The sequence below is a fragment of the Bacillus sp. AY2-1 genome, assembly GCF_008368965.1.
Classification (GTDB): domain Bacteria; phylum Bacillota; class Bacilli; order Bacillales; family Bacillaceae_G; genus Bacillus_A; species Bacillus_A thuringiensis_S.
Genome location: NZ_QPEL01000070.1, coordinates 53,486 through 73,086, shown reverse-complemented (window position 1 = coordinate 73,086; position 19,601 = coordinate 53,486). Strand labels below are relative to the sequence as shown.

Here is a 19,601-nt window from a genome sequence, read left to right as displayed (position 1 = left end):
ATTGTTAATTACATTGACTTCTAAAAAAAGAAAAACTAGAATTTATAAAGGGATCCTCAATTGTTTGCTATCACTTGTATAGGAGGTAAGTTATGTTGGATAGCTTTATTTCTATAAGATGCAGGTTGGCTCTTTATCGTTTTGGTGTTCTTTTTATATTTTTTTGCATAGTATTTTTGGTGCATCAGAAGGTGTATGCAGAAGATGTACCGTGGACATCGGTCTCAAATGAGGGAGAACGTGAACTGTTTCAAGAACAATCATTGTATAGTAATGATCGAAGGGGAGAAGATCTTGTTTCGCCCTCATTTGAAGGGCGAAAACATGGTGGGGAAGATTGGGGAGCATATTTGGAAAATAGTACGTTAAATTATTCACCTAATATTCTTACCTATTCTGTTATAGGAAGCGATGATCGAATACGGGTTAATGATACAACTTCATATCCGTATAGCGCTATAGTCCATGTTGCGACTCAGTATAATAGTGGAGAAGTTTATGGGTGTACAGGAGCACTAATTAGTAAAGATACAGTGCTTACAGCTGGACATTGTATTTACAATAAAGAAATTGGTGGATGGGCGACAAATGTTATTGTGACCCCTGGTAGAAATGGAAACCAAGCACCGTATTTACCTTATAGTTGGACAAAACTCTATTCAGTAAGTGGATGGACTGATAATGAAAATTCAGATTATGATTATGGAACGATTAAATTAAATGGGTCTCCAGGAGATTATACTGGCTGGTTGGGATATAGAACTACCTATGTAGAATCACCAAAAGGTTTACTTGCGGCGATTCCTGGATATCCCGCTGATAAAATAGGAAATGAACGTTACACAATGTGGAGAGACTATGGTCCAATTGAGGGAGTTTCTCCTAGAATGTTAACATACAAGATTGATACTTATGAGGGGCAAAGTGGATCACCTGTATATCAGTATTTCGATACCGGTATCAAAATAATAGCCATTCATACAAGAGGAAATAAAAATATGAATTTTGGAAATCGGATAACAGACGATGTGTTTAATAATATTAAAAAATGGTCTGAATAAATATAGTAATTCTATTTGGATTTTGTATTGTATATTGGTCATAATCATGATGTCTAGTTATATAGTAAATAACGAAGAGAATGTTAGTAAAGTTGTTAATCCTATAACTTTCTATGTTCAAAATAAAGAGAAACAACAGATAAAAGACTTTGAAATTATGCTTATAAAAGATGAATTACCTCAGCCTAGTAAAGAAATCGTGATTTCGATAGGGAAAACTAATCAAGAAGGAAAATTGATTTGGAAGATTCCTAGAAAAGGAAAGTATATAATTTTATTGCCGAATAATGAGAAAAAAGAGATTGTGATTAATGATAGAAATGTAGCTAAATTAATAATGATTAACGTAAATTAATAAAAATAGGCCGAAACCAATCATATGGTTGATTCGGCCTATTTTTATATGATTTAGAAAAAGTGTGAAGTAAGTATAAATTTCAGTCTAAAGATTAAAAACTTTACAATATACCCTGAAGGGTATATGATATTATACAAAGTTATAAAGTAATGTATAATATATTTACAATTACGGAGGTGGTCTATAGTGGAATACAATCAAGATATGAAAAATAGATTGAAACGTATTGAAGGTCAAGTTCGTGGTGTGCTTCGTATGATGGAAGAAGGAAAAGATTGCCGAGAAGTTATTACACAGTTAACGGCATCTCGTTCTGCACTTGATCGTACAATTGGACTTGTTGTTGGAACGAATTTAGAGCATTGTTTACGTGAACAGTTTGAAAGTGGCAATGGTTCAAATGAAGAGTTAATTAAAGAAGCTGTTCAATTACTTGTAAAAAGCCGATAATCTGTCAAACGTAAGTGTTGACAGATTTTCAAAAACATTTTAATATACCCCTACAGGTATATGTATATAAATTGTGGAGGAATCGATTATGAGTATAAAAGTGGATATGAGTTTAGATTGTAAAGGTTTGGCTTGTCCGATGCCTATTGTGAAAACGAAGAAGGCGATAGAAGGGTTAACACCAGGGCAGGTGATTGAAGTTAAGGCAACAGATAAAGGATCTACGGTAGATATAAAAAGTTGGGCGAGTAAAGTAGGACATCAATATATCGGGACGAAACATGAGGGTGATGTATTGGTGCATTATGTTAGGAAAGCAAACGAGCATGAAGTGAATGAAGCTGTGAAATATCCACATACAATTACGAATGCAGAATTACAGTCTATATTGTCTCATGGGGAAGAGAGCATTGTATTAGATGTTCGCGAAGCAGCGGAATTTGCTTTTGGCCATATTCCATCTGCCATTTCGGTGCCATTAGGTGAATTAGACAGCGCAGTGTTAGATCAGACGAAGCAAATTTATGTTATTTGTCGAACTGGTAACCGCAGTGATGTAGCTTGCCAAATGTTGAAAGAGAAAGGTTTTTCAAATGTGAAAAATGTCATTCCTGGTATGTTAGGGTGGCAAGGAAATGTGGAGAAATAAAATTTTTTAAACAAAAATATACCTATGGGGGTAATTAAATGGACATTAAGATGTTACAAGCAAAAGATGTTGCAGAGAAAGTTTTATTCGGAGAGTTATTCATTTTAGATGTTCGTAATGAGACGGATTATGAAGATTGGAAAATTGAAGGGAAACAAGTTTCTTCTATTAATAAACCTTACTTTGACTTGTTAAATGGTGTAGATCATATTGTAAGTGAATTACCTAAAGATAAAGATGTTTTAGTAGTATGTGCAAAAGAAGGGTCTTCTATATTTGTGGCAGAGCAATTAACAGAAGCGGGATTACAAAATATTTATTATTTAGCTGGTGGAATGAAAGCTTGGAGTGAATATGTGAAGCCGTTAAAAGTAGGGGATGTACAGGGCGGAGGGAGTATATATCAATTTAATCGTCTTGGAAAAGGCTGTTTATCTTATATGGTTGTTTCTAACGGTGAAGCAGCAGTTATTGATGCGGTAAGGACAGCCGAGGCATATGAAGAGTTTGCGAAAGAGCATGGCGTTACGATTACGAATGTAATGGATACACATTTACATGCAGACCATATTTCTGGTGGACGTAAGTTAGCTGAAAAGGTAGGTGGTACGTATTGGTTACCGCCAAAAGATGCCGAGGAAGTTGTTTTCTCATACGAACCGCTTGTTGAAGGATCTGTTATTACGGTGGGGGGTACTAAAATTGTAATTGACGCATTATACTCACCAGGGCATACGATTGGAAGTACGTCATTCATTGTAGATGATTCTTATTTATTATCAGGCGATATTTTATTTGTAGATTCAATCGGGCGTCCTGATCTTGCTGGTAAGGCTGAAGATTGGGTGAGTGATTTAAGAAATACGTTATATACACTTTATAAGGAACTGTCTCAAGATTTAATTGTTTTACCAGCCCATTATTCAAAAATAAGTGAAATGGATGAAAGAGGCGTTGTGAGTGCGAGCTTACAAGATTTATTTAAAGAGAATGTAGGGTTAAATATTGCTGATGAAATAGAGTTTCGTAAAGCTGTGACAGAGAACTTACCGCCACAACCAAATGCATATGAAGAAATTCGTCAAACGAATATGGGGAAAATTCATCCGAGTGTGGAAGAAGAGCAAGAAATGGAGATTGGCCCAAATCGTTGTGCAGTGCATGAGTCATTATAAAAATAACAAATTGGAGGAATTGATCATGAATATAAAACAAGTATTAGATGCGAAAGGTTTAGCATGTCCAATGCCGATTGTAAGAACAAAGAGAGCAATGGATGCTTTAGACACTGGAGAAGTGTTAGAAATACATGTAACGGATAAAGGGTCAGTTAAGGATATTCCAGCGTGGGCAAATAAAAGTGGTCATGACATTGTAAAGCATGAAGAAGAAGGCGATGTACTAAAGTTTTGGATTAGGAAGGCGTAGTAAAGAAATAATTTTATAAATACAGAGGGGGAGTTATATGAACACAATATTAAGTACGCTTTTCATTGTACTTGCTGCAGGATTTGTTATTTCACATTTTTTACCGGTAAAAGGTGTTCGAAATATAAGTGGAAAAGAATTAAAGAGTATAGTGGGGAAAAAGGGGAAGCAATTTATCGATGTTCGTACAGTAGGTGAATATAGTGGGAATCATATGAAGGGATTTCGAAATATCCCGTTAAATGAGTTAGCTAGTAAAGCAAATCAATTAGATAAAAATGCGGAAGTAATCGTTATTTGTCAGAGCGGGATGAGAAGTAAGCAAGCGGCAAAGGTATTAAAGAAATTAGGATTCCAGCACCTTATCAATGTTTCAGGTGGTATGAATGGTTTGTGAGGAGGACTTTAAAATGAAAGAAATGACAGCAAAAGAATTAGAAGAAAAATTATTACGTAAAGAAGCAGTAAATATTGTGGATGTCCGTGAAGTAGAAGAAGTAGCTGAAGGAAAAATTCCAGAAGCATGTAATATTCCGCTAAGGATATTAGAGTTTCGTATGCATGAGTTGAATAAAAAGAAAGAATATATTATCGTTTGTCGCTCTGGCGCGAGAAGTGCAAGAGCCGTTCAATTTTTAGAAGGTTACGGTTTTCGAGCAATCAATATGGTAGGTGGTATGTTAGCTTGGGAAGGTAAAGTCATATAGCATAGAGATAAAAGATTTGAGACTTTTTAAAAATAATTAAATACCCCTATAGGTAATTTAAAGGAGGAACAATATGGAACAACAGAAGAAAACGACAATCGTGTTATTTAGCGGAGATTACGATAAAGTAATGGCTGCTTATATTATTGCAAATGGTGCAGCGGCGTATGACCAAGAGGTAACTATTTTTCATACTTTCTGGGGATTAAATGCTTTAAGGAAAGATGAACATGTGAATGTAAAGAAAACATTTATAGAAAAAGTATTTGGAAAAATGATGCCACGCGGTGCCGATAAGATGGGATTATCCAAAATGAATTTTGCTGGCATGGGGCCAAAGATGATTAAAGGCATTATGAAAAAACATAACGCAATGCCTTTGCCAGATTTAATTGATTTGGCGAAAGAACAAGGAATTAAACTTGTAGCTTGTCAAATGACAGTAGATTTATTAGGGTTAAAAGAGGAAGAGATTATGGAAGGGATAGAGTTTGCAGGCGTAGGGGCATATTTAGCAGATGCTTCGGATGGGAATGTAAACTTATTCATTTAAATCACCTTCTTTTTAGAAGGAGGGGGATGTAAGGTGAGTTTAGTATTATTACTTTTTATAATTGGGTTTATAGGATCGTTTATATCAGGAATGGTTGGAATTGGCGGTGCGATTATTAATTATCCGATGATCTTATACATTCCAGTATTGTTAGGATTTACTGGTTATACGTCACATGAAGTGAGTGGTATTACAGCGGTACAAGTATTCTTTGCAACTTTTGCAGGCGCATGGGCTTATCGGAAAAGTAATGATATGGATAAAACGTTAGTTGTGTATATGGGAGCTAGTATTTTAATAGGAAGTTTCATAGGGAGCTTTGGTGCTAACATATTAGAGGAACATACGGTCAATGTTGTTTATGCAGCGTTAGCAACAATTGCTGCTATTATGATGTTCGTACCGAAACGAAATAATAGTGGTGAAGTGACATATAATAAATGGTTAGCAAGCTTGTTAGCGTTTATTGTAGGAGGAGCATCAGGCATTATAGGTGCTGGCGGTTCTTTCTTATTAGTACCGATTATGTTAGTTATTTTAAAATTGCCGATACGTACAACAATAGCAACATCTATCGCTATTACGTTTATTTCCTCAGTAGGGATTACGACTGGAAAAGTGATAACTGGTCAAGTAGTTGTAATTCCAGCTCTTATTATTGCGGTTGCAAGTATCTTTGCTGCGCCGCTTGGAGTGCGAGTCGGGAAGAGGATCAATCAAAAAGCACTGCAATATATGTTATCGATTTTGATTATAGGCACTGCTGTTAAAATGTGGATTGATATGATATCGAAATAAAAGGATGGGCTGCTTGTAGCCCATCCTTTTATTTATGCCCAAATAACTTTCATTAAGTTTTTATATTCGTCATTTGCTAATTTATATAGCATTCTCGTATGTTCAAAGACAAGTGCTGGATTAAAGTTTGGTTCTGAGAATGCAAGAGATGCTGAAATATCAATTGCATTTTGCTTGTTTAATGTGAATTTTGCAAAGCGATAAGATGTGTTTAATTCATTAATGACATGTAAAATATCATTTGTTGATGTTGCATCAGGCACGTGAGCAACATTGAAGCAGTATATATCCACCGTAGGATGTTCGTTTTGGAAAGCAGCGATAAGTTGAATTTTTGCGCCAGCTTCTGTCTCTAATCCTACTGAAAAATGAACAGAGCCATCATTTTCATCTATATTTTCTTCCATGTATATATCGTTGGATTTTAAGTAGTCTTTAAAATCTGAGATGTTATGTTTTACTGCAGCTTTCATATGTATGAGCCCCCTGATAATTGGAATAGATTGCTACTGTTTATTATAATTTAAAAATATTAAAAAAGATAGTTAGAAAGTTCTGATTTTTGATTCTGACGAAATAAAAAGAAGCAGTACTCTACCTCCATAGAGTACTGCTTCTTTACTATTCATTGTCGTTAGACGATGTTTCTGTATCTTCACTGCTATTTTTGTTCTTATTTTTCACTTCATTGTTACTTGATTCGCGTTCACTTGAATTTTCAGACTTAGATTCTTTTGTCTTTTTCGAATCAGAGTCTGAGTCAGACTTTGTATATGCAGGTAGCCCAAGATGAGTACGAAGTTCATTTGTAACATTAGCTAATTCTTTTTTATCTGGATTGTAGTAGTAAGTTCGACCACCACCAGCAGATTTGCTACATGTATCGTCACCTTTTGCCATATAGCAATCATCACCTTGGATTTGTAATTTCTCAATTTCCGAATCCGATCCGTACTTATAGAATGAAAGCATATCATCAAATGTTAAGTTTGTAACGAATTGTCCGTTAATATCATCAATGATGTTGCCAACTTTTGTTACAGAACCAGCATTTGTTAGTTTCTTTAAAATAGCTTCGATAACGAGTTGTTGACGTTGTCCACGCATTGCATCACTATCGATGTGTCTTGTTCTAGCAAGAGCAAGAGCTTCTTCGCCATTTAACTTTTGAACACCTTTTTCTAGGTGAATTGCCTCAGCATTATCATTGCTATCTTGCTCAGTAAATTCAACTGGTACATCAACTTCAACACCGCCCAAGTCATCGACGATTTTTATAAATGATTTAAAGTTAAATTTCACAAAATAATCGACAGGAACATTCATTAATTTTTCAACTGCATCAATGCTTGCTTGTGGTCCACCATTTTTTCCGTTTTTAGCAGAACCGAATGCATGAGCATGTGTAATTTTATCTTTTTTCTTTTCTATTGGAATATAAGTATATGTGTCACGTGGGATACTTAATAGTTTAACAGTTTTGCTATCTTTATTAAATGTTGCAAGTAAAAGCGCGTCTGTTCTTATAGCTTCACCATATTCTTTTCCTCGGACATCGCTTTCATCAACACCCATTATTAAAACAGAGACGTTATTTGTAATAGGTTTAACAGCTTTATCTCGTAAATCTGATTTATCACCGCGTGCTAAATCGTGTGCGGCATTTCGAACAGCAGAAGATGCTTTATTTACTAAAAACCAAGTATAACCGCCACCTATTAATAAAACGAATAGTATAGCGCTTATAATAATTTTTATTTTTTTCTTATTTTTGTTCGGTTTACTGCGTGTATTTTCTTGCAAAGATGGGTTTTGCTCCATTTCCTGTACTCCTTCATTTGGATTGAAATACGACACTCATATCCACTTATTATAATGAAATTTAGCGAAAAAAAACATTACAAATCATTTACATTTCGTAAAAATTCAATTTATTTATAAAAAGTCAGATTTTCTATATATTCTTTTTTAGATGTAGAATAAGTATAAGGGCTTTTGGTAGAAATGAAAATATATATTATGAGAAAGTGATAGGGAAGTAAGATTTGTTGAAATATAGCCAAGAAGAAATGAGTAAGCTTACTTAATTCTTCTATATAATAAAGAAGAATTTGACGGATAAAGGAGAGAGCATAATGAATCATACATCATTCCGAGCAATCGTTGTGAACGAAACGGAAAATCATCAGTTTGTAAGAAAAGTTGTTGAGAGAGAAGTAAGTAGTTTACCTGAGGGAGACGTATTCATACAAGTTCATTATTCTTCATTAAATTACAAAGATGCCCTTTCAGCTACTGGTAATAAAGGTGTTACGAGAACGTATCCTCATACGCCAGGAATTGATGCCGCAGGAGAAGTTGTGAGAAGTGAAGATAACTCCTTTAATGTAGGAGATCAAGTTATTGTAACGGGATATGACTTAGGTATGAATACCTCTGGTGGTTTCGGAGAATATATTCGCGTCCCATCATCTTGGGTCGTGCCTTTACCAGAAGGAATGTCATTAAAGGAAAGTATGATGTATGGGACAGCAGGTTTTACTGCTGCTTTGTCGGTATATAAGCTTATTGGAGCAGGAATTAATCCTGGTATGGGAGACGTTCTAGTAACTGGTGCTACAGGCGGCGTAGGGAGTGTAGCTGTTAGTATTTTAAGTAAGTTAGGGTTTAATGTAGTAGGAGCGACAGGGAAAATGGAAGAGGAACAGATGCTACTACGTCTAGGAGCGAAAAAAGTGATTCATCGCGCGGAATTGAATGATGAATCAGGAAGACCAATGTTAAAAGGGATATACGCCGGAGTTATCGATACTGTAGGTGGACATATGTTAGAAACAGCTTTAAAAACAGTAAAGTATGGTGGTTGTGTAACGACATGCGGTAATGTGGCAGGACAGGAATTACATACAACGGTATATCCGTTTATTTTACGAGGCATAAGCCTTTTAGGGATAGATTCCGTGCAATGCCCGGTGGATGTGAGAAGAGATGTGTGGACATTGTTAGCGGATGAATGGGAAAATTCAAAGTTAGCGTCTTATACAGAAGAATGTACATTAGAAGAATTAGATGAGAAGTTTGCACTTATATTGCAAGGAAAGTTAAAAGGAAGAACAGTTGTTAAAATAAAGTGAAAAAAGAGACGCTTAATGTAGCGTCTCTTTTCTTCATTATAATGATTGTTTTAAATTGATTTTTCCTTGTTCACCTAAAACACCGTCAGCGATATTTACAGCGTGATCGCCAATGCGTTCTAAGTTACTTACCATATCGACGAAGATGATACTTGCATCACCTGAACAGCTACGCTCGTTTAGACGTAATACGTGACGTTTACGAAGAACACGTTCCATTTGGTCGATTTTGCGTTCTTTTGCAATAACAGTTTGAGCTAGTTCGGTATCGAAGTTTGTTAAAGCTTCAACTGAGTCTTGCAGTGTTGAAATCGTTAATTCCAGCATTTCGTTTAATTCACCTAATGCTTCGTCTGATAGTGAAACACGATTTGAAATTTGGAAATCTACAAGTTCTACAAGGTTTTCTACATGATCACCAACACGTTCAATATCTCCAACAACACCTGCTAAAACGGAATGTTTTTCAGAATCCGTAGGTGAAAGCGGCTTTTCAGATAGTAGAACTAAATACTCGGTAATTTTTTTATCTAAATTGTTAATAGCTCCTTCTAATTGAGTAGCCATGTCAGCGTGTTTTTTGTCTTGTGTATTTAAAAATTGGTTTGCTTCTTTTAATCCATGTAATGAAAACTCAGCCATACGGATAATTTCTTTTTGAGCTTCTGTTAAAGCGATAGCTGGAGATTGCTCAATAAAGATTGGGTTTAAATGTTGCGGTTTGAAATCAATAGCAGAGTCTTCGCCGCGAATAAGTTTTGTTACAATCCATGCTAATACAGCGATGAATGGGAATTGAATAACTGCATTTGTTACGTTAAATGTTCCGTGTGCAAATGCAATTGTCATTTCTGGATTTAAGTTTAATGATGTTTGGAAATATTGAATTAAGCTTGTAAATGGTACTAATAAAATCGTAAATATAATTGTACCGACGATATTAAAGATAACGTGAACTAATGCTGCACGTCTTGCGGCAATAGAAGTACCGATTGCTGCTAATACAGCTGTAATTGTTGTACCGATGTTATCACCGAATAATACAGGAAGGGCAGCTTGTAAATCGATTGCACCTTGACCGAATAATTCTTGCAAAATACCGATTGTTGCGCTTGAGCTTTGTACAATTAAAGTGAAGACTGTACCGACAACAACTCCTAAAATTGGGTTATCACTCATACTAACCGTTAATTCTTGGAATGATTCTAAAGAGCGAAGAGGTTTCATACCTGCGCTCATTAATTCCAAACCGAAGAATAACATACCAAAGCCGAATATAACTTGACCTAAAGAATGTACTTTTTTATTTTTAAAGAAGAATAATAAGATAGCTCCAACTGCCATAATTGGGAGAGCGTATTCTCCGATTTTAATTCCGATAATAAATGCAGTAACTGTCGTACCGATGTTTGCACCCATAATAACACCGATTGCTTGTCTTAATGTCATAAATCCTGCGCTTACAAGTCCGACTGTTAAAGCGGTTGTTCCTGAGCTTGATTGGATTAATACCGTAACTAACATACCTGCTAGTACACCCATGAGTGGGTTTGTTGTAAAACGATCTAGAATATCACGAAGACGATCTCCAGCTGCTTGTTGCAGTCCATCGCCCATGTATTTAATCCCGAATAAGAAAATACCTAATCCACCAATGAACTGGAAGATCATATCTTGAACATTATATTCCACGCATTCCACTCCTTAAATTTCATGTACGATGTAATTATTAACTGAACCTTGAGTCACTGTAAACGGTTTGCTAGTAAAATTTACACTAAATTTACAAAGGGTAGAAAAGTTTACAATACCTTAAAGAAATAGCTGTATTTTATTGGTTTTCATCTTGTATAAATCTTAATTTTGTAAAGAAATCATACTTTTTAGAATAGTATTGTTCAGTTGAATATCAAGGAAAGCGTCTGCGAGTTCATCGTATATTTTTTGATGAAAGTTAAAAAAATATGTAGGAAAATGCATGTAGTTTTATAACAGCAAAACGAGAGAAAACAATTTTTTTAACACGATAAAAAAGCCACTGAATTATCCAGCAGCTTTTTCCGTGTTTTTATCGCCATACTTTTGTTTTCTTATGCTTGTAATGTAAATGAAGAGAAAAGCAATAAGTAATAGAGAGGAGTAACGATATACAGTTGCATAGTTTGTAAAATGAGCAATAAATCCAAATATAATCGCTCCAGCGCCGATTCCAAGGTCAAATGCGGAGAAGAATGTAGCTGTTGCTACGCCGCGTCGATGCGGTGCTACGCGGTCAATCATCCATGCTTGTAGTGCAGGTTGGATCGCTCCAAAACCACTTCCGTAACATGCTGCAGCAATAATTAAGCTCGGAATTGTCGTCGTATACGACAATAAAATAATGCCTGTAAACGTTATAATAACTCCCGGAATGATGACGAATGTATGGCCTTTCGCATCATATAGCCTTCCAGAGAATGGACGAGTTACAGCAATTGCTAGTGCATTACATAAAAAGAAGAGGCTAATATCAGCTATGCCGACTTCTGTAGCAAATAGTGTGATAAAACTTCCAATTCCTCCGTACATTAATGTAATACATAATATTAATAATGAAGGAAGTAAAGCTTTACGCTCAATAAATCCATCGAGAAAAGTACTAGATGATTGTTGTGGCGGCTGTTTCGTTTTTTGGATTTGAAGTAGTTTCGTTAATATTAATGAAACAATTGTGCACGATAGTGCACATAAAAAAAGAATTGTGAAGTTATATGTTTGCATGAGCCATAGTCCTATAAGTGGACCGAGGGCCATTGCAATTGTTCCAGAAAGGCCAAAATATCCCATGCCTTCTCCGCGGCGAGCTGAGGGAATTAAATCAGAAACGACAGTTCCATATGTAGTCGTTGTAATACCGAAACCAGCTCCGTGTAAAATACGAACAGCAAGCAAGAGAAAGATAGTTGAGGCGAAAAGGTAACTGCCCATAGCGAGTAAACAGATAGCAGTACCGATCATTAAAATGATTTTTTTATTAAATTTTTGCAAGGCGTTCCCAGTTAGCGGTCTAACAAAAAGTGCCGCAACGGTAAACATACCGACAACAAATCCGATATTGGAACTTGTGCCACCAATTTCTTTCACATAAACAGGTAAGGTTGGAATTAACATTTGAAACCCTAAAAACATACATAAGTTTGCAAAAATTAAAGCAACAAACTCTTTTGTCCATAACGGTTCTCGTTTTACGAGTATTGCTTCTCCCATATATTCATCCCCTATATAAAATTTTCCCGCTATTAACGGGCAGTAAAACTCCCACCTCAAAATCGGACTGGAGCAAAGAAGTTAGGTGGGAGATCAACTGCCCGTAAATGCCCGATTGGTTCAACTAATAATCAGTGGGGGATGAACACCCCCCTCACTGATTAAAGTTTCACTTTATCTCTTTTCTTTCGAGTATATGTATTGGCCAATGCAACAGTCAAGGAAGGTGTCTTGAAAACGGATAACAATTTTTAAGGCGAAAAACTGACAAATTTGTGTAAAAGCTACACAACTATGAAAAAAAGATGTAAAGTATAGATGTATAGACTTGTAGGTGTTAAGAATGATAGAAATTGTTTTTTCTTTAAAGAAAGCGGATTCAAAAGAGTAGTGAACAAGAAGGGGAGATATACTTTTTCACTACATATATTTGAAAAGGTTTACAATATGATGAAGAAAGAGGCGTGTACATATGAGACGATTAGGTATTTCTATTTATCCAGAACATTCAACAGTAGAGAAAGATAAGGAGTATTTAACATTAGCAAGTAAATATGGATTTACACGTGTGTTCACATGTTTATTATCTGTGGATGGAGAAAAAGAGAAAATTATTGAAGAATTTAAAGAAACGATCTCACATGCGAATGCATTAGGGTTCCAAGTATTAGTTGATATTAGTCCATCTGTTTTTGAACAATTAGGTATTTCGTATAATGATTTATCATTCTTCCATGAATTAGGTGCGTACGGTATTCGTTTAGATGTTGGTTTCTCAGGATTAGAAGAATCAATTATGACTTATAATCCGTATGGTTTGAAAATTGAGATTAATATGAGCAATGGTACGAAGTATGTAGATAACATTATGAGTCATAGACCAAATCGTGAAAATTTAATTGGTTGTCATAATTTTTATCCGCATCGTTATTCAGGGTTATCATACGATCATTTCATTAAATGCTCGAAACAATTTAAAGATTACGGTATGAGAACGGCTGCTTTTATTTCATCATTTGATGCAACATACGGACCTTGGCCAGTAACAGAAGGGTTATGTACATTAGAGCAGCATCGTGAATTATCGATGACAACACAGGCGAAGCATTTATTTGCGACAGAATTAATTGATGATGTTATTATTGCAAACGCATATGCGTCAGAAGAAGAATTACAAGCACTAGGTGCATTAAATAAAGAGAAACAAACATTTGATATAGAACTATATGATACAACGACAGAACTAGAAAGAATTATCGTATTAGACGAACCACATTTTTATCGCGGAGATGTATCTGAATATATGATTCGTTCTACACAAAGTCGTGTGAAATATAAAAAAGAAGAGTTTAAACCTCATAATACGCGCGAAATTAAGCGTGGAGATTTATTAATTGATAATGAACAATATGGCCAGTATAAGGGCGAATTACAAATTGCATTAAAAGATATGGTGAATACAGGAAAAACAAATGTAGTTGGTCGAATTATAGAAGAAGAAATTTTCTTATTAGATTATTTACAAGCATGGGATAAATTCGGATTCATATTAAAGAAATAGAGAGAATATAAAGGGGAAAAACTACTGATTTCAGCAGCTTTTCCCCCTTTATATATAAAGAGCGAGAGGAAGAGCTATGACAAAGGTGCAGCAGCGATTAATTTCTATTTTAGAGGAGTTTTTAGAAGAGAAATCGATGTTAAATCGAGCTTTTTTAGCGGGCCGTTTACATGTATCAACGAAGACGATTCAAAAGGATATAAAATTATTAAATGATATATTGGAAGAAAACGGAGCGAAAATCGAATCGCAAAGAGGGACTGGGTACGAATTAGAAATTATACAAACGAAGAAATTTGAAGACTTTTGTGTGAGTCTATTTCAAAAACAGACGGAAAAGATCCCAACTTCTTATGAAGAAAGAATAGCGTACATTCTGCAGCGTGTTTTAACGGCAGAGGGATATGTGAAGCTTTCAGAATTAGCGGAAGAGATTTATGTGAGCAAATCAACGGTTAATTTAATTATGAAAGATGTTACAGATATATGTGGTCGCTATAAATTACAAATTGAGAAGAGACCGTATTATGGTATACGTATTGTTGGAGAGGAATTTAATATTCGTTCTTGTTTATCACAATATGGTTTACCGCGTTATGACCATACTCCGTTTCATGAGCAATTTGAGCAGACGGAGACATATTTATCGCTACCTTATATATCACACATCCGTTCAATTATATTAAAGTATATTGAAGGTGGAACAATATATTTATCTGATATAGAAATTGATAATTTAGTCATTCATATTGCAATCGCATTAAAGCGTTGTCAAAGTCAACATTATATGAAAGAACTGCATACGGAGCAATCAGAACTTATAATAAAGAAAGAATATACAATTGCGAAGCAGATTTTAGGAGATTTAGAGAAAGAGTTGAAATTTTCATTTCCAGAAGAAGAAGTATTATATGTGACGATGCATTTATTAAGTACTGCTGTTACAACGAGAGATCGCTATGAAAATGTAGAAGAGCTATTAGGAAAAGATATATATGCATTTATGCAACATATTCTTTTTAAAGTAGCGGAAGAACGGAATCTTATTTTTTATTATGATGAAGAATTATTATTTGGATTTGGTATTCATTTAAAAACGTTATTAAATCGTTTGAAGTATAAGTTAAATACGAGAAATCCTCTTTTGGCAGAAGTGAAAAAGAATTATCCGTATGCTTTTGAAATTGCGGTTCTTGTTGGAGATATCATTGGTGAATATACGGGTGAATCGATCCCTGAAAGTGAAATTGGCTATATTGCAATTCACTTCGGCGGAGCGATGAGCCGTTTGCAGGAGCAAAATCAAAAGAAAAGATGCTTATTAGTTTGTGCGACTGGTCAAGGAAGTGCACAACTATTAAAATATAAAATTTTATCACAGTTCCGAGATAAATTAGAGATTGTAGGTATTACAGGCTATTATCAATTGAAAGTAGAAGATCTTTATAAAGAAAAAATAGATTGTATTATTAGTACGATTCATATACCGAGTGGCTTGCCTGTTCCAGTTATAAAAGTGAATTCAATATTTGATGATAAAGAGATTAAATCGATTGGTCAGCGGTTGTTTACGCATGTGAATAATAGTGTGCAGCCTTATATTAAGGAAGATTTAATTTTTTTAAATCATAGTGCTTCTACGAAAGAGGATGTTATTCAGTTTTTATGTGAGAAAGCTGCTGAGAAACATTATGTACAAGAAAACTTTTATGCTTCTGTTATGGAAAGAGAAAATACGTCTCCGACAGCGGTTGGGAATTCAGTTGCAATCCCGCATCCGATGCAGTTATTAAGTGAGGAAACTTTTTTGATGTTTTGCACACTTGAAAAGGCTGTTGATTGGGGAGATAAAAAAGTACAAGTAATTATTTTATTTAGTGTAAAGCGCAGTAATAATGAAGATTTGCAAAGGCTTTATGATTTTTTATATGATATTATGTCTAGTCAAACTACGATAGAGAAACTTACTCAGACCGAGGTAATTGAAGATTTTCAAGAGATTTTATTATCATTTTGAAAAAGTATATAAAAACTTCCGTTACATAACGGAAGTTTTTTATGTTTAATTGTATGCGTTTTCATAATAATATAAAAATATAGAAAACATATAGCTTGGGGGAATTTAAAATGGCTGATATGCAAACTCCATTTGCATTAATTTTACATGGTGGCAATGCGAGAAGTGCAGCGCTTGAAGCAATCGCTTTTGCAAGACAAGGAGATTTTGAGAATGCGGGTGAAAAGATGAAACTTGCTAGTGAGGAAATTTCAGCAGCACATCGTATTCAAACGGATTTAATTCAAGAAGAGGCAAGAGGAAATCATGCAGAAATCAGTTTACTGTTAGTGCACGCACAAGACCATTTAATGAATGCAATTACAGTGAAAGAACTAGCTGAAGAATTTATTACTCTTCATAAACGAGTAGAAGAGAAAGTGACAGTATAAGATGTATATTTTATTATGTTGTGCAGCAGGCATGTCAACGAGTATGGTCGTAAGAAAAATGCAAGAAGAGGCAAAGAAACAGGGGAAGAATTATAAAATTAAGGCGGTTGATTCAGAACTTGTGAAACTTGAAATAAAAGAAGCCGATGTCGTTTTAATCGGTCCACAAGTGAAATATTTATTTCCAGCTGTAGAGTTTCTTGCAAACTCATACAACATACCAGTTGCAATTATAGACCAACGAGATTATGGCATGTGTGATGGTTTGAAAGTGCTTAGGCAAGCAGAACAATTAGTTTTAGCATAATTATATCTTTTTAAATATAAACATTATAATGTTATAAAGTTTATTTCATTCTTTTATAGTAGAGAGAAAGAGGAGGGCTATTGATGAATGGGTTTATGAGTTTTATGGAACAAAAGATTATGCCAACAACGCAAAAGATTGCAGGACAACGACATTTATTGGCAATTCGAAATGGGGTTATTTCTACATTACCGTTAACGATCGTCGGGTCATTTTTCGTTATCTTTTTAAATTTACCAATTGATGCATATATGGAATGGATTGCACCGTTTCGCCATATTTTAGATATTCCATTCCGATTTACAGTAGGACTAATGGCCTTATACGCAGCGTTTGGAGTAGGGGCTTCGCTCGCGAACTTTTATCAGCTCAATCAATTAAGTGCAGGGCTACTATCTGTACTCGCCTTTTTACTAGCATCAGTTGAACCAATTCAAATTACGAAAGCTGTACCAGGTGTTATTGATGCAGGTCGATATATTTCAGTAGGAACATTAAGTGCAACGTCTTTATTCGGCGCAATTGTGACAGCATTAATTGCAGTGGAAATTTATCATTTTATGATTAAGCATAATATCTCAATAAAATTACCAGACAGTGTACCACCAGCAGTTTCAAATTCGTTTGCAGCATTAATTCCAACATTAGTAGTTATTCTTTTATTCTGGGGCATTCGCTACGGTTTGAAATTCGATGTAAATACAACAATTACATACTTAATCGCACCATTAAAATCAGTACTAGTAGGAAATAACTTATTCGGTGGTTTATTAACAGTATTCTTAATCGTGTTCTTCTGGTCATTTGGTATACATGGACCGGCAATTTTAGGACCAATCATTCGTCCGATGTGGGATTCCGCAATTCTTGAAAATATGGAAGTGTTCACGGCTACAGGAAATGCACATCAGTTACCAAACTTATTTACAGAGCAGTTCATTCAATGGTTCGTATGGATTGGCGGATCTGGCTCAACGTTAGCTTTAGTAATTATGTTTATGTTCTCTAAATCTAAGTTCCTAAAAGAGTTAGGTAGATTATCATTCGTACCAGGTTTATTCAATATTAACGAGCCAATTATTTTCGGGGCACCAATTGTAATGAACCCAATCTTAATTATTCCGTTCGTTATTACACCGTTAGTGACAACGACAGTATCATATTTCGCAGTTGTTTCAGGTATGATTCCACTCATGATGGCGAAATTGCCATTTACGATGTTAGCACCAATTGCAGCGGTGATTAGTACGGACTGGACAATTATGGCTGGTGTACTTGTACTTGTTAACTTTGTAATCTCATTCGTTATTTACTATCCATTCTTCAAAATGTATGAGAAACAACAATTAGCAGGAGAGGAGAAAACAGAATGCTCGGAGCAATTATCATCTTAATTACATTTGTGATCGGACAGTGTATTGCCCATTATTCGAAATGGGTACAAAGTAAATCCTTATTAGTGTTACTACTAGTATCAGTTTTATTTATCGGTTGTTCAATGGGTGCATATGTAATGTTAGGTCTACACTCACCGTACGTAATTATTGTACCGACAATTTTATGTGCAACATGTTTATCTGCAAAATATAGATTTACGAGCATGGCATTAATACAACGTGTGAAGGAGATGCAAAAGCATGGAGCGTAAATTAGGGATTTCACTTTATCCAGAACATTCAACGAAAGAAAAAGATATGGCTTATATTTCGTCAGCGGCACGACACGGTTTTTCAAGAATATTTACTTGTTTGTTATCTGTGAATCGTCCGAAAGAAGAAATTATAGCTGAATTTAAAGAGATTATTAATCATGCGAAAGATAACAATATGGAAGTTATTTTAGATGTAGCTCCAGCTGTGTTTGATCAGCTTGGTATTAGTTATAGTGATCTATCATTTTTCGCAGAGTTAGGTGCAGATGGTATTCGATTAGATGTAGGCTTTGACGGATTGACGGAAGCGAAAATGACGAATAATCCGTACGGTTTAAAAATCGAGTTAAATGTAAGTAACGATATTGCGTACTTAGAAAATATTCTTTCGCATCAAGCGAATAAATCAGCTTTAATTGGTTGCCATAATTTTTATCCGCAAAAATTCACTGGTCTTCCGTACGATTATTTCATTCGCTGTAGTGAACGCTTTAAAAAGCATGGTATTCGCAGTGCAGCCTTTATTACATCACATGCCGCAAACATCGGTCCATGGGATATTAACGACGGATTATGTACGTTAGAAGAGCATCGTAATTTACCAATTGAAGTACAAGCGAAGCATTTATGGGCAACAGGGCTAATTGATGATGTCATTATCGGAAATGCTTATGCAAGTGAAGAGGAGTTAGAAAAACTAGGAAATTTAAATCGCTACATGTTACAGCTAAAAGTGCACTTTGTAGACGAAGCGACTGAAGTAGAGAAGAGAGCTACGCTGCAAGAATTACATGTAAGACGCGGCGACATAACAGAGTATATGATACGTTCTACAGAAGTGCGTAAAAAATATAAAGACTATGACTTCCCAGTGCGCGAAAGTGTGCTACAGGAAAGAGGGCAAGTTGTAATTGGTAATAACTCATTCGGAAAGTATAAAGGTGAACTGCAAATCATTTTAAAAGAAATGCCGATAGATGAACGGAAAAATATCGTCGGTACAATTGCGGAAGAGGAGTTATTCTTACTAAATTATGTAGGAGCTTGGACGCAGTTTACTTGTGTGGAATAGAGAAGATAGGGGGCGGTCCAAATTTTGGACCGCCTTTTTAATATTAAAGTACTTTTAACGTCGAAATTTGTCGGTAAATCGATATCTCTTGTCGAATCGTTGATATATTATAAGTTACGATAGATATATTCGAAAAATCGTTGATATAGTTTCATTTACTATGTCATTTTTCAGTAGT

At 35.1% G+C, this 19,601-nt stretch carries 22 protein-coding genes; 18 read left to right on the top strand and 4 right to left on the bottom strand.

Features of this window, described 5'->3' with window-relative positions:
• Nucleotides 1–92: 92 nt before the first annotated feature.
• The 10 genes from DN403_RS17705 (at nucleotide 93) to DN403_RS17660 (ending at nucleotide 6,004) form a co-directional block, all read left to right on the top strand.
• Nucleotides 93–1,061 carry a trypsin-like serine peptidase gene (locus DN403_RS17705; protein ID WP_000887271.1) on the top strand — a complete coding sequence of 323 codons (969 nt, stop codon included), beginning with the start codon at nucleotides 93–95 and terminating at the stop codon, nucleotides 1,059–1,061.
• Nucleotides 1,027–1,416 carry a DUF2606 family protein gene (locus tag DN403_RS17700; RefSeq protein ID WP_000335660.1) on the top strand — a complete coding sequence of 130 codons (390 nt, stop codon included), beginning with the start codon at nucleotides 1,027–1,029 and terminating at the stop codon, nucleotides 1,414–1,416. The genes DN403_RS17705 and DN403_RS17700 overlap by 35 nt, the downstream gene beginning before the upstream one ends.
• Before the next feature lie 189 nt (nucleotides 1,417–1,605).
• Nucleotides 1,606–1,869, top strand: coding sequence for a metal-sensitive transcriptional regulator (locus DN403_RS17695; RefSeq protein WP_000456202.1), 264 nt, complete (start codon nucleotides 1,606–1,608; stop codon nucleotides 1,867–1,869).
• 88 nt (nucleotides 1,870–1,957) lie between these two features.
• Nucleotides 1,958–2,518: a sulfurtransferase TusA family protein gene (locus DN403_RS17690; RefSeq protein WP_000023975.1), complete on the top strand. Its 561-nt coding sequence runs from the start codon at nucleotides 1,958–1,960 to the stop codon at nucleotides 2,516–2,518.
• A gap of 38 nt (nucleotides 2,519–2,556) precedes the next feature.
• On the top strand, nucleotides 2,557–3,693 hold the full coding sequence (locus DN403_RS17685; RefSeq protein ID WP_017762808.1) for an MBL fold metallo-hydrolase: 1,137 nt from the start codon (nucleotides 2,557–2,559) through the stop codon (nucleotides 3,691–3,693).
• Between the two features lie 25 nt (nucleotides 3,694–3,718).
• On the top strand, nucleotides 3,719–3,946 hold the full coding sequence (locus DN403_RS17680; RefSeq protein ID WP_050558476.1) for a sulfurtransferase TusA family protein: 228 nt from the start codon (nucleotides 3,719–3,721) through the stop codon (nucleotides 3,944–3,946).
• A 37-nt stretch (nucleotides 3,947–3,983) separates the two neighbouring features.
• Nucleotides 3,984–4,343: a rhodanese-like domain-containing protein gene (locus DN403_RS17675; RefSeq protein WP_017762810.1), complete on the top strand. Its 360-nt coding sequence runs from the start codon at nucleotides 3,984–3,986 to the stop codon at nucleotides 4,341–4,343.
• A gap of 13 nt (nucleotides 4,344–4,356) precedes the next feature.
• Nucleotides 4,357–4,653 carry a rhodanese-like domain-containing protein gene (locus tag DN403_RS17670; RefSeq protein ID WP_000661799.1) on the top strand — a complete coding sequence of 99 codons (297 nt, stop codon included), beginning with the start codon at nucleotides 4,357–4,359 and terminating at the stop codon, nucleotides 4,651–4,653.
• Between the two features lie 73 nt (nucleotides 4,654–4,726).
• Nucleotides 4,727–5,206 (top strand): DsrE/DsrF/DrsH-like family protein, encoded by a 480-nt coding sequence (locus DN403_RS17665; RefSeq protein ID WP_017762811.1) that lies wholly within the window; start codon nucleotides 4,727–4,729, stop codon nucleotides 5,204–5,206.
• A 33-nt stretch (nucleotides 5,207–5,239) separates the two neighbouring features.
• Nucleotides 5,240–6,004 (top strand): sulfite exporter TauE/SafE family protein, encoded by a 765-nt coding sequence (locus DN403_RS17660; protein WP_086398166.1) that lies wholly within the window; start codon nucleotides 5,240–5,242, stop codon nucleotides 6,002–6,004.
• Nucleotides 6,005–6,036: 32 nt separating this feature from the next.
• On the opposite strand, the gene DN403_RS17655 is transcribed toward DN403_RS17660, so the two are convergent.
• Both DN403_RS17655 and DN403_RS17650 read right to left on the bottom strand, forming a co-directional pair.
• The gene (locus DN403_RS17655; protein WP_000642361.1) at nucleotides 6,037–6,477 is read right to left on the bottom strand and encodes a hypothetical protein; all 441 of its coding nucleotides are present in this window, start codon (nucleotides 6,475–6,477) and stop codon (nucleotides 6,037–6,039) included.
• A gap of 148 nt (nucleotides 6,478–6,625) precedes the next feature.
• On the bottom strand, nucleotides 6,626–7,825 hold the full coding sequence (locus DN403_RS17650; RefSeq protein WP_000437427.1) for an LCP family protein: 1,200 nt from the start codon (nucleotides 7,823–7,825) through the stop codon (nucleotides 6,626–6,628).
• 275 nt (nucleotides 7,826–8,100) lie between these two features.
• Here DN403_RS17650 and DN403_RS17645 point away from each other — a divergent pair, with 275 nt between their 5' ends.
• Nucleotides 8,101–9,138, top strand: coding sequence for a YhdH/YhfP family quinone oxidoreductase (locus DN403_RS17645; protein WP_223697953.1), 1,038 nt, complete (start codon nucleotides 8,101–8,103; stop codon nucleotides 9,136–9,138).
• 36 nt (nucleotides 9,139–9,174) lie between these two features.
• Here DN403_RS17645 and DN403_RS17640 read toward each other — a convergent pair whose 3' ends face one another.
• Both DN403_RS17640 and DN403_RS17635 read right to left on the bottom strand, forming a co-directional pair.
• On the bottom strand, nucleotides 9,175–10,830 hold the full coding sequence (locus tag DN403_RS17640) for a Na/Pi cotransporter family protein (protein ID WP_000456251.1): 1,656 nt from the start codon (nucleotides 10,828–10,830) through the stop codon (nucleotides 9,175–9,177).
• Nucleotides 10,831–11,181: 351 nt separating this feature from the next.
• Complete coding sequence (locus DN403_RS17635; protein ID WP_000503241.1) at nucleotides 11,182–12,384, bottom strand: MFS transporter; 1,203 nt, start codon at nucleotides 12,382–12,384, stop codon at nucleotides 11,182–11,184.
• A 472-nt stretch (nucleotides 12,385–12,856) separates the two neighbouring features.
• Between DN403_RS17635 and DN403_RS17625 the strand changes: the two genes are divergently transcribed.
• The 7 genes from DN403_RS17625 (at nucleotide 12,857) to DN403_RS17595 (ending at nucleotide 19,423) form a co-directional block, all read left to right on the top strand.
• Nucleotides 12,857–13,945, top strand: a complete 1,089-nt coding sequence (locus DN403_RS17625) for a DUF871 domain-containing protein (RefSeq protein WP_001253355.1) — start codon at nucleotides 12,857–12,859, stop codon at nucleotides 13,943–13,945.
• Between the two features lie 76 nt (nucleotides 13,946–14,021).
• A complete protein-coding gene (locus DN403_RS17620; RefSeq protein WP_000170101.1) occupies nucleotides 14,022–15,962 on the top strand; it encodes a BglG family transcription antiterminator in 1,941 nt (646 codons plus the stop codon).
• Between the two features lie 110 nt (nucleotides 15,963–16,072).
• The gene (locus tag DN403_RS17615; RefSeq protein ID WP_000774623.1) at nucleotides 16,073–16,393 is read left to right on the top strand and encodes a PTS lactose/cellobiose transporter subunit IIA; all 321 of its coding nucleotides are present in this window, start codon (nucleotides 16,073–16,075) and stop codon (nucleotides 16,391–16,393) included.
• Between the two features lies 1 nt (nucleotide 16,394).
• Nucleotides 16,395–16,700 carry a PTS sugar transporter subunit IIB gene (locus DN403_RS17610; protein ID WP_000275645.1) on the top strand — a complete coding sequence of 102 codons (306 nt, stop codon included), beginning with the start codon at nucleotides 16,395–16,397 and terminating at the stop codon, nucleotides 16,698–16,700.
• 83 nt (nucleotides 16,701–16,783) lie between these two features.
• Nucleotides 16,784–18,094: a PTS sugar transporter subunit IIC gene (locus DN403_RS17605; RefSeq protein WP_001013060.1), complete on the top strand. Its 1,311-nt coding sequence runs from the start codon at nucleotides 16,784–16,786 to the stop codon at nucleotides 18,092–18,094.
• Complete coding sequence (locus DN403_RS17600) at nucleotides 18,070–18,348, top strand: hypothetical protein (RefSeq protein WP_000900039.1); 279 nt, start codon at nucleotides 18,070–18,072, stop codon at nucleotides 18,346–18,348. The genes DN403_RS17605 and DN403_RS17600 overlap by 25 nt, the downstream gene beginning before the upstream one ends.
• On the top strand, nucleotides 18,338–19,423 hold the full coding sequence (locus DN403_RS17595) for a DUF871 domain-containing protein (RefSeq protein ID WP_000440072.1): 1,086 nt from the start codon (nucleotides 18,338–18,340) through the stop codon (nucleotides 19,421–19,423). The genes DN403_RS17600 and DN403_RS17595 overlap by 11 nt, the downstream gene beginning before the upstream one ends.
• Nucleotides 19,424–19,601 lie beyond the last annotated feature (178 nt).

Excerpts from the sequence above, each read along its gene's own strand:
- DN403_RS17705 (WP_000887271.1), top strand. The coding sequence starts at position 93 with ATGTTGGATAGCTTTATTTCTATAAGATGCAGGTTGGCTCTTTATCGT.
- DN403_RS17700 (WP_000335660.1), top strand. The coding sequence starts at position 1,027 with ATGTGTTTAATAATATTAAAAAATGGTCTGAATAAATATAGTAATTCT.
- DN403_RS17690 (WP_000023975.1), top strand. The coding sequence starts at position 1,958 with ATGAGTATAAAAGTGGATATGAGTTTAGATTGTAAAGGTTTGGCTTGT.
- DN403_RS17685 (WP_017762808.1), top strand. The coding sequence starts at position 2,557 with ATGGACATTAAGATGTTACAAGCAAAAGATGTTGCAGAGAAAGTTTTA.
- DN403_RS17680 (WP_050558476.1), top strand. The coding sequence starts at position 3,719 with ATGAATATAAAACAAGTATTAGATGCGAAAGGTTTAGCATGTCCAATG.
- DN403_RS17675 (WP_017762810.1), top strand. The coding sequence starts at position 3,984 with ATGAACACAATATTAAGTACGCTTTTCATTGTACTTGCTGCAGGATTT.
- DN403_RS17670 (WP_000661799.1), top strand. The coding sequence starts at position 4,357 with ATGAAAGAAATGACAGCAAAAGAATTAGAAGAAAAATTATTACGTAAA.
- DN403_RS17665 (WP_017762811.1), top strand. The coding sequence starts at position 4,727 with ATGGAACAACAGAAGAAAACGACAATCGTGTTATTTAGCGGAGATTAC.
- DN403_RS17655 (WP_000642361.1), bottom strand. The coding sequence starts at position 6,477 with ATGAAAGCTGCAGTAAAACATAACATCTCAGATTTTAAAGACTACTTA.
- DN403_RS17650 (WP_000437427.1), bottom strand. The coding sequence starts at position 7,825 with ATGGAGCAAAACCCATCTTTGCAAGAAAATACACGCAGTAAACCGAAC.
- DN403_RS17635 (WP_000503241.1), bottom strand. The coding sequence starts at position 12,384 with ATGGGAGAAGCAATACTCGTAAAACGAGAACCGTTATGGACAAAAGAG.
- DN403_RS17625 (WP_001253355.1), top strand. The coding sequence starts at position 12,857 with ATGAGACGATTAGGTATTTCTATTTATCCAGAACATTCAACAGTAGAG.
- DN403_RS17620 (WP_000170101.1), top strand. The coding sequence starts at position 14,022 with ATGACAAAGGTGCAGCAGCGATTAATTTCTATTTTAGAGGAGTTTTTA.
- DN403_RS17615 (WP_000774623.1), top strand. The coding sequence starts at position 16,073 with ATGGCTGATATGCAAACTCCATTTGCATTAATTTTACATGGTGGCAAT.
- DN403_RS17610 (WP_000275645.1), top strand. The coding sequence starts at position 16,395 with ATGTATATTTTATTATGTTGTGCAGCAGGCATGTCAACGAGTATGGTC.
- DN403_RS17605 (WP_001013060.1), top strand. The coding sequence starts at position 16,784 with ATGAATGGGTTTATGAGTTTTATGGAACAAAAGATTATGCCAACAACG.
- DN403_RS17600 (WP_000900039.1), top strand. The coding sequence starts at position 18,070 with ATGCTCGGAGCAATTATCATCTTAATTACATTTGTGATCGGACAGTGT.
- DN403_RS17595 (WP_000440072.1), top strand. The coding sequence starts at position 18,338 with ATGGAGCGTAAATTAGGGATTTCACTTTATCCAGAACATTCAACGAAA.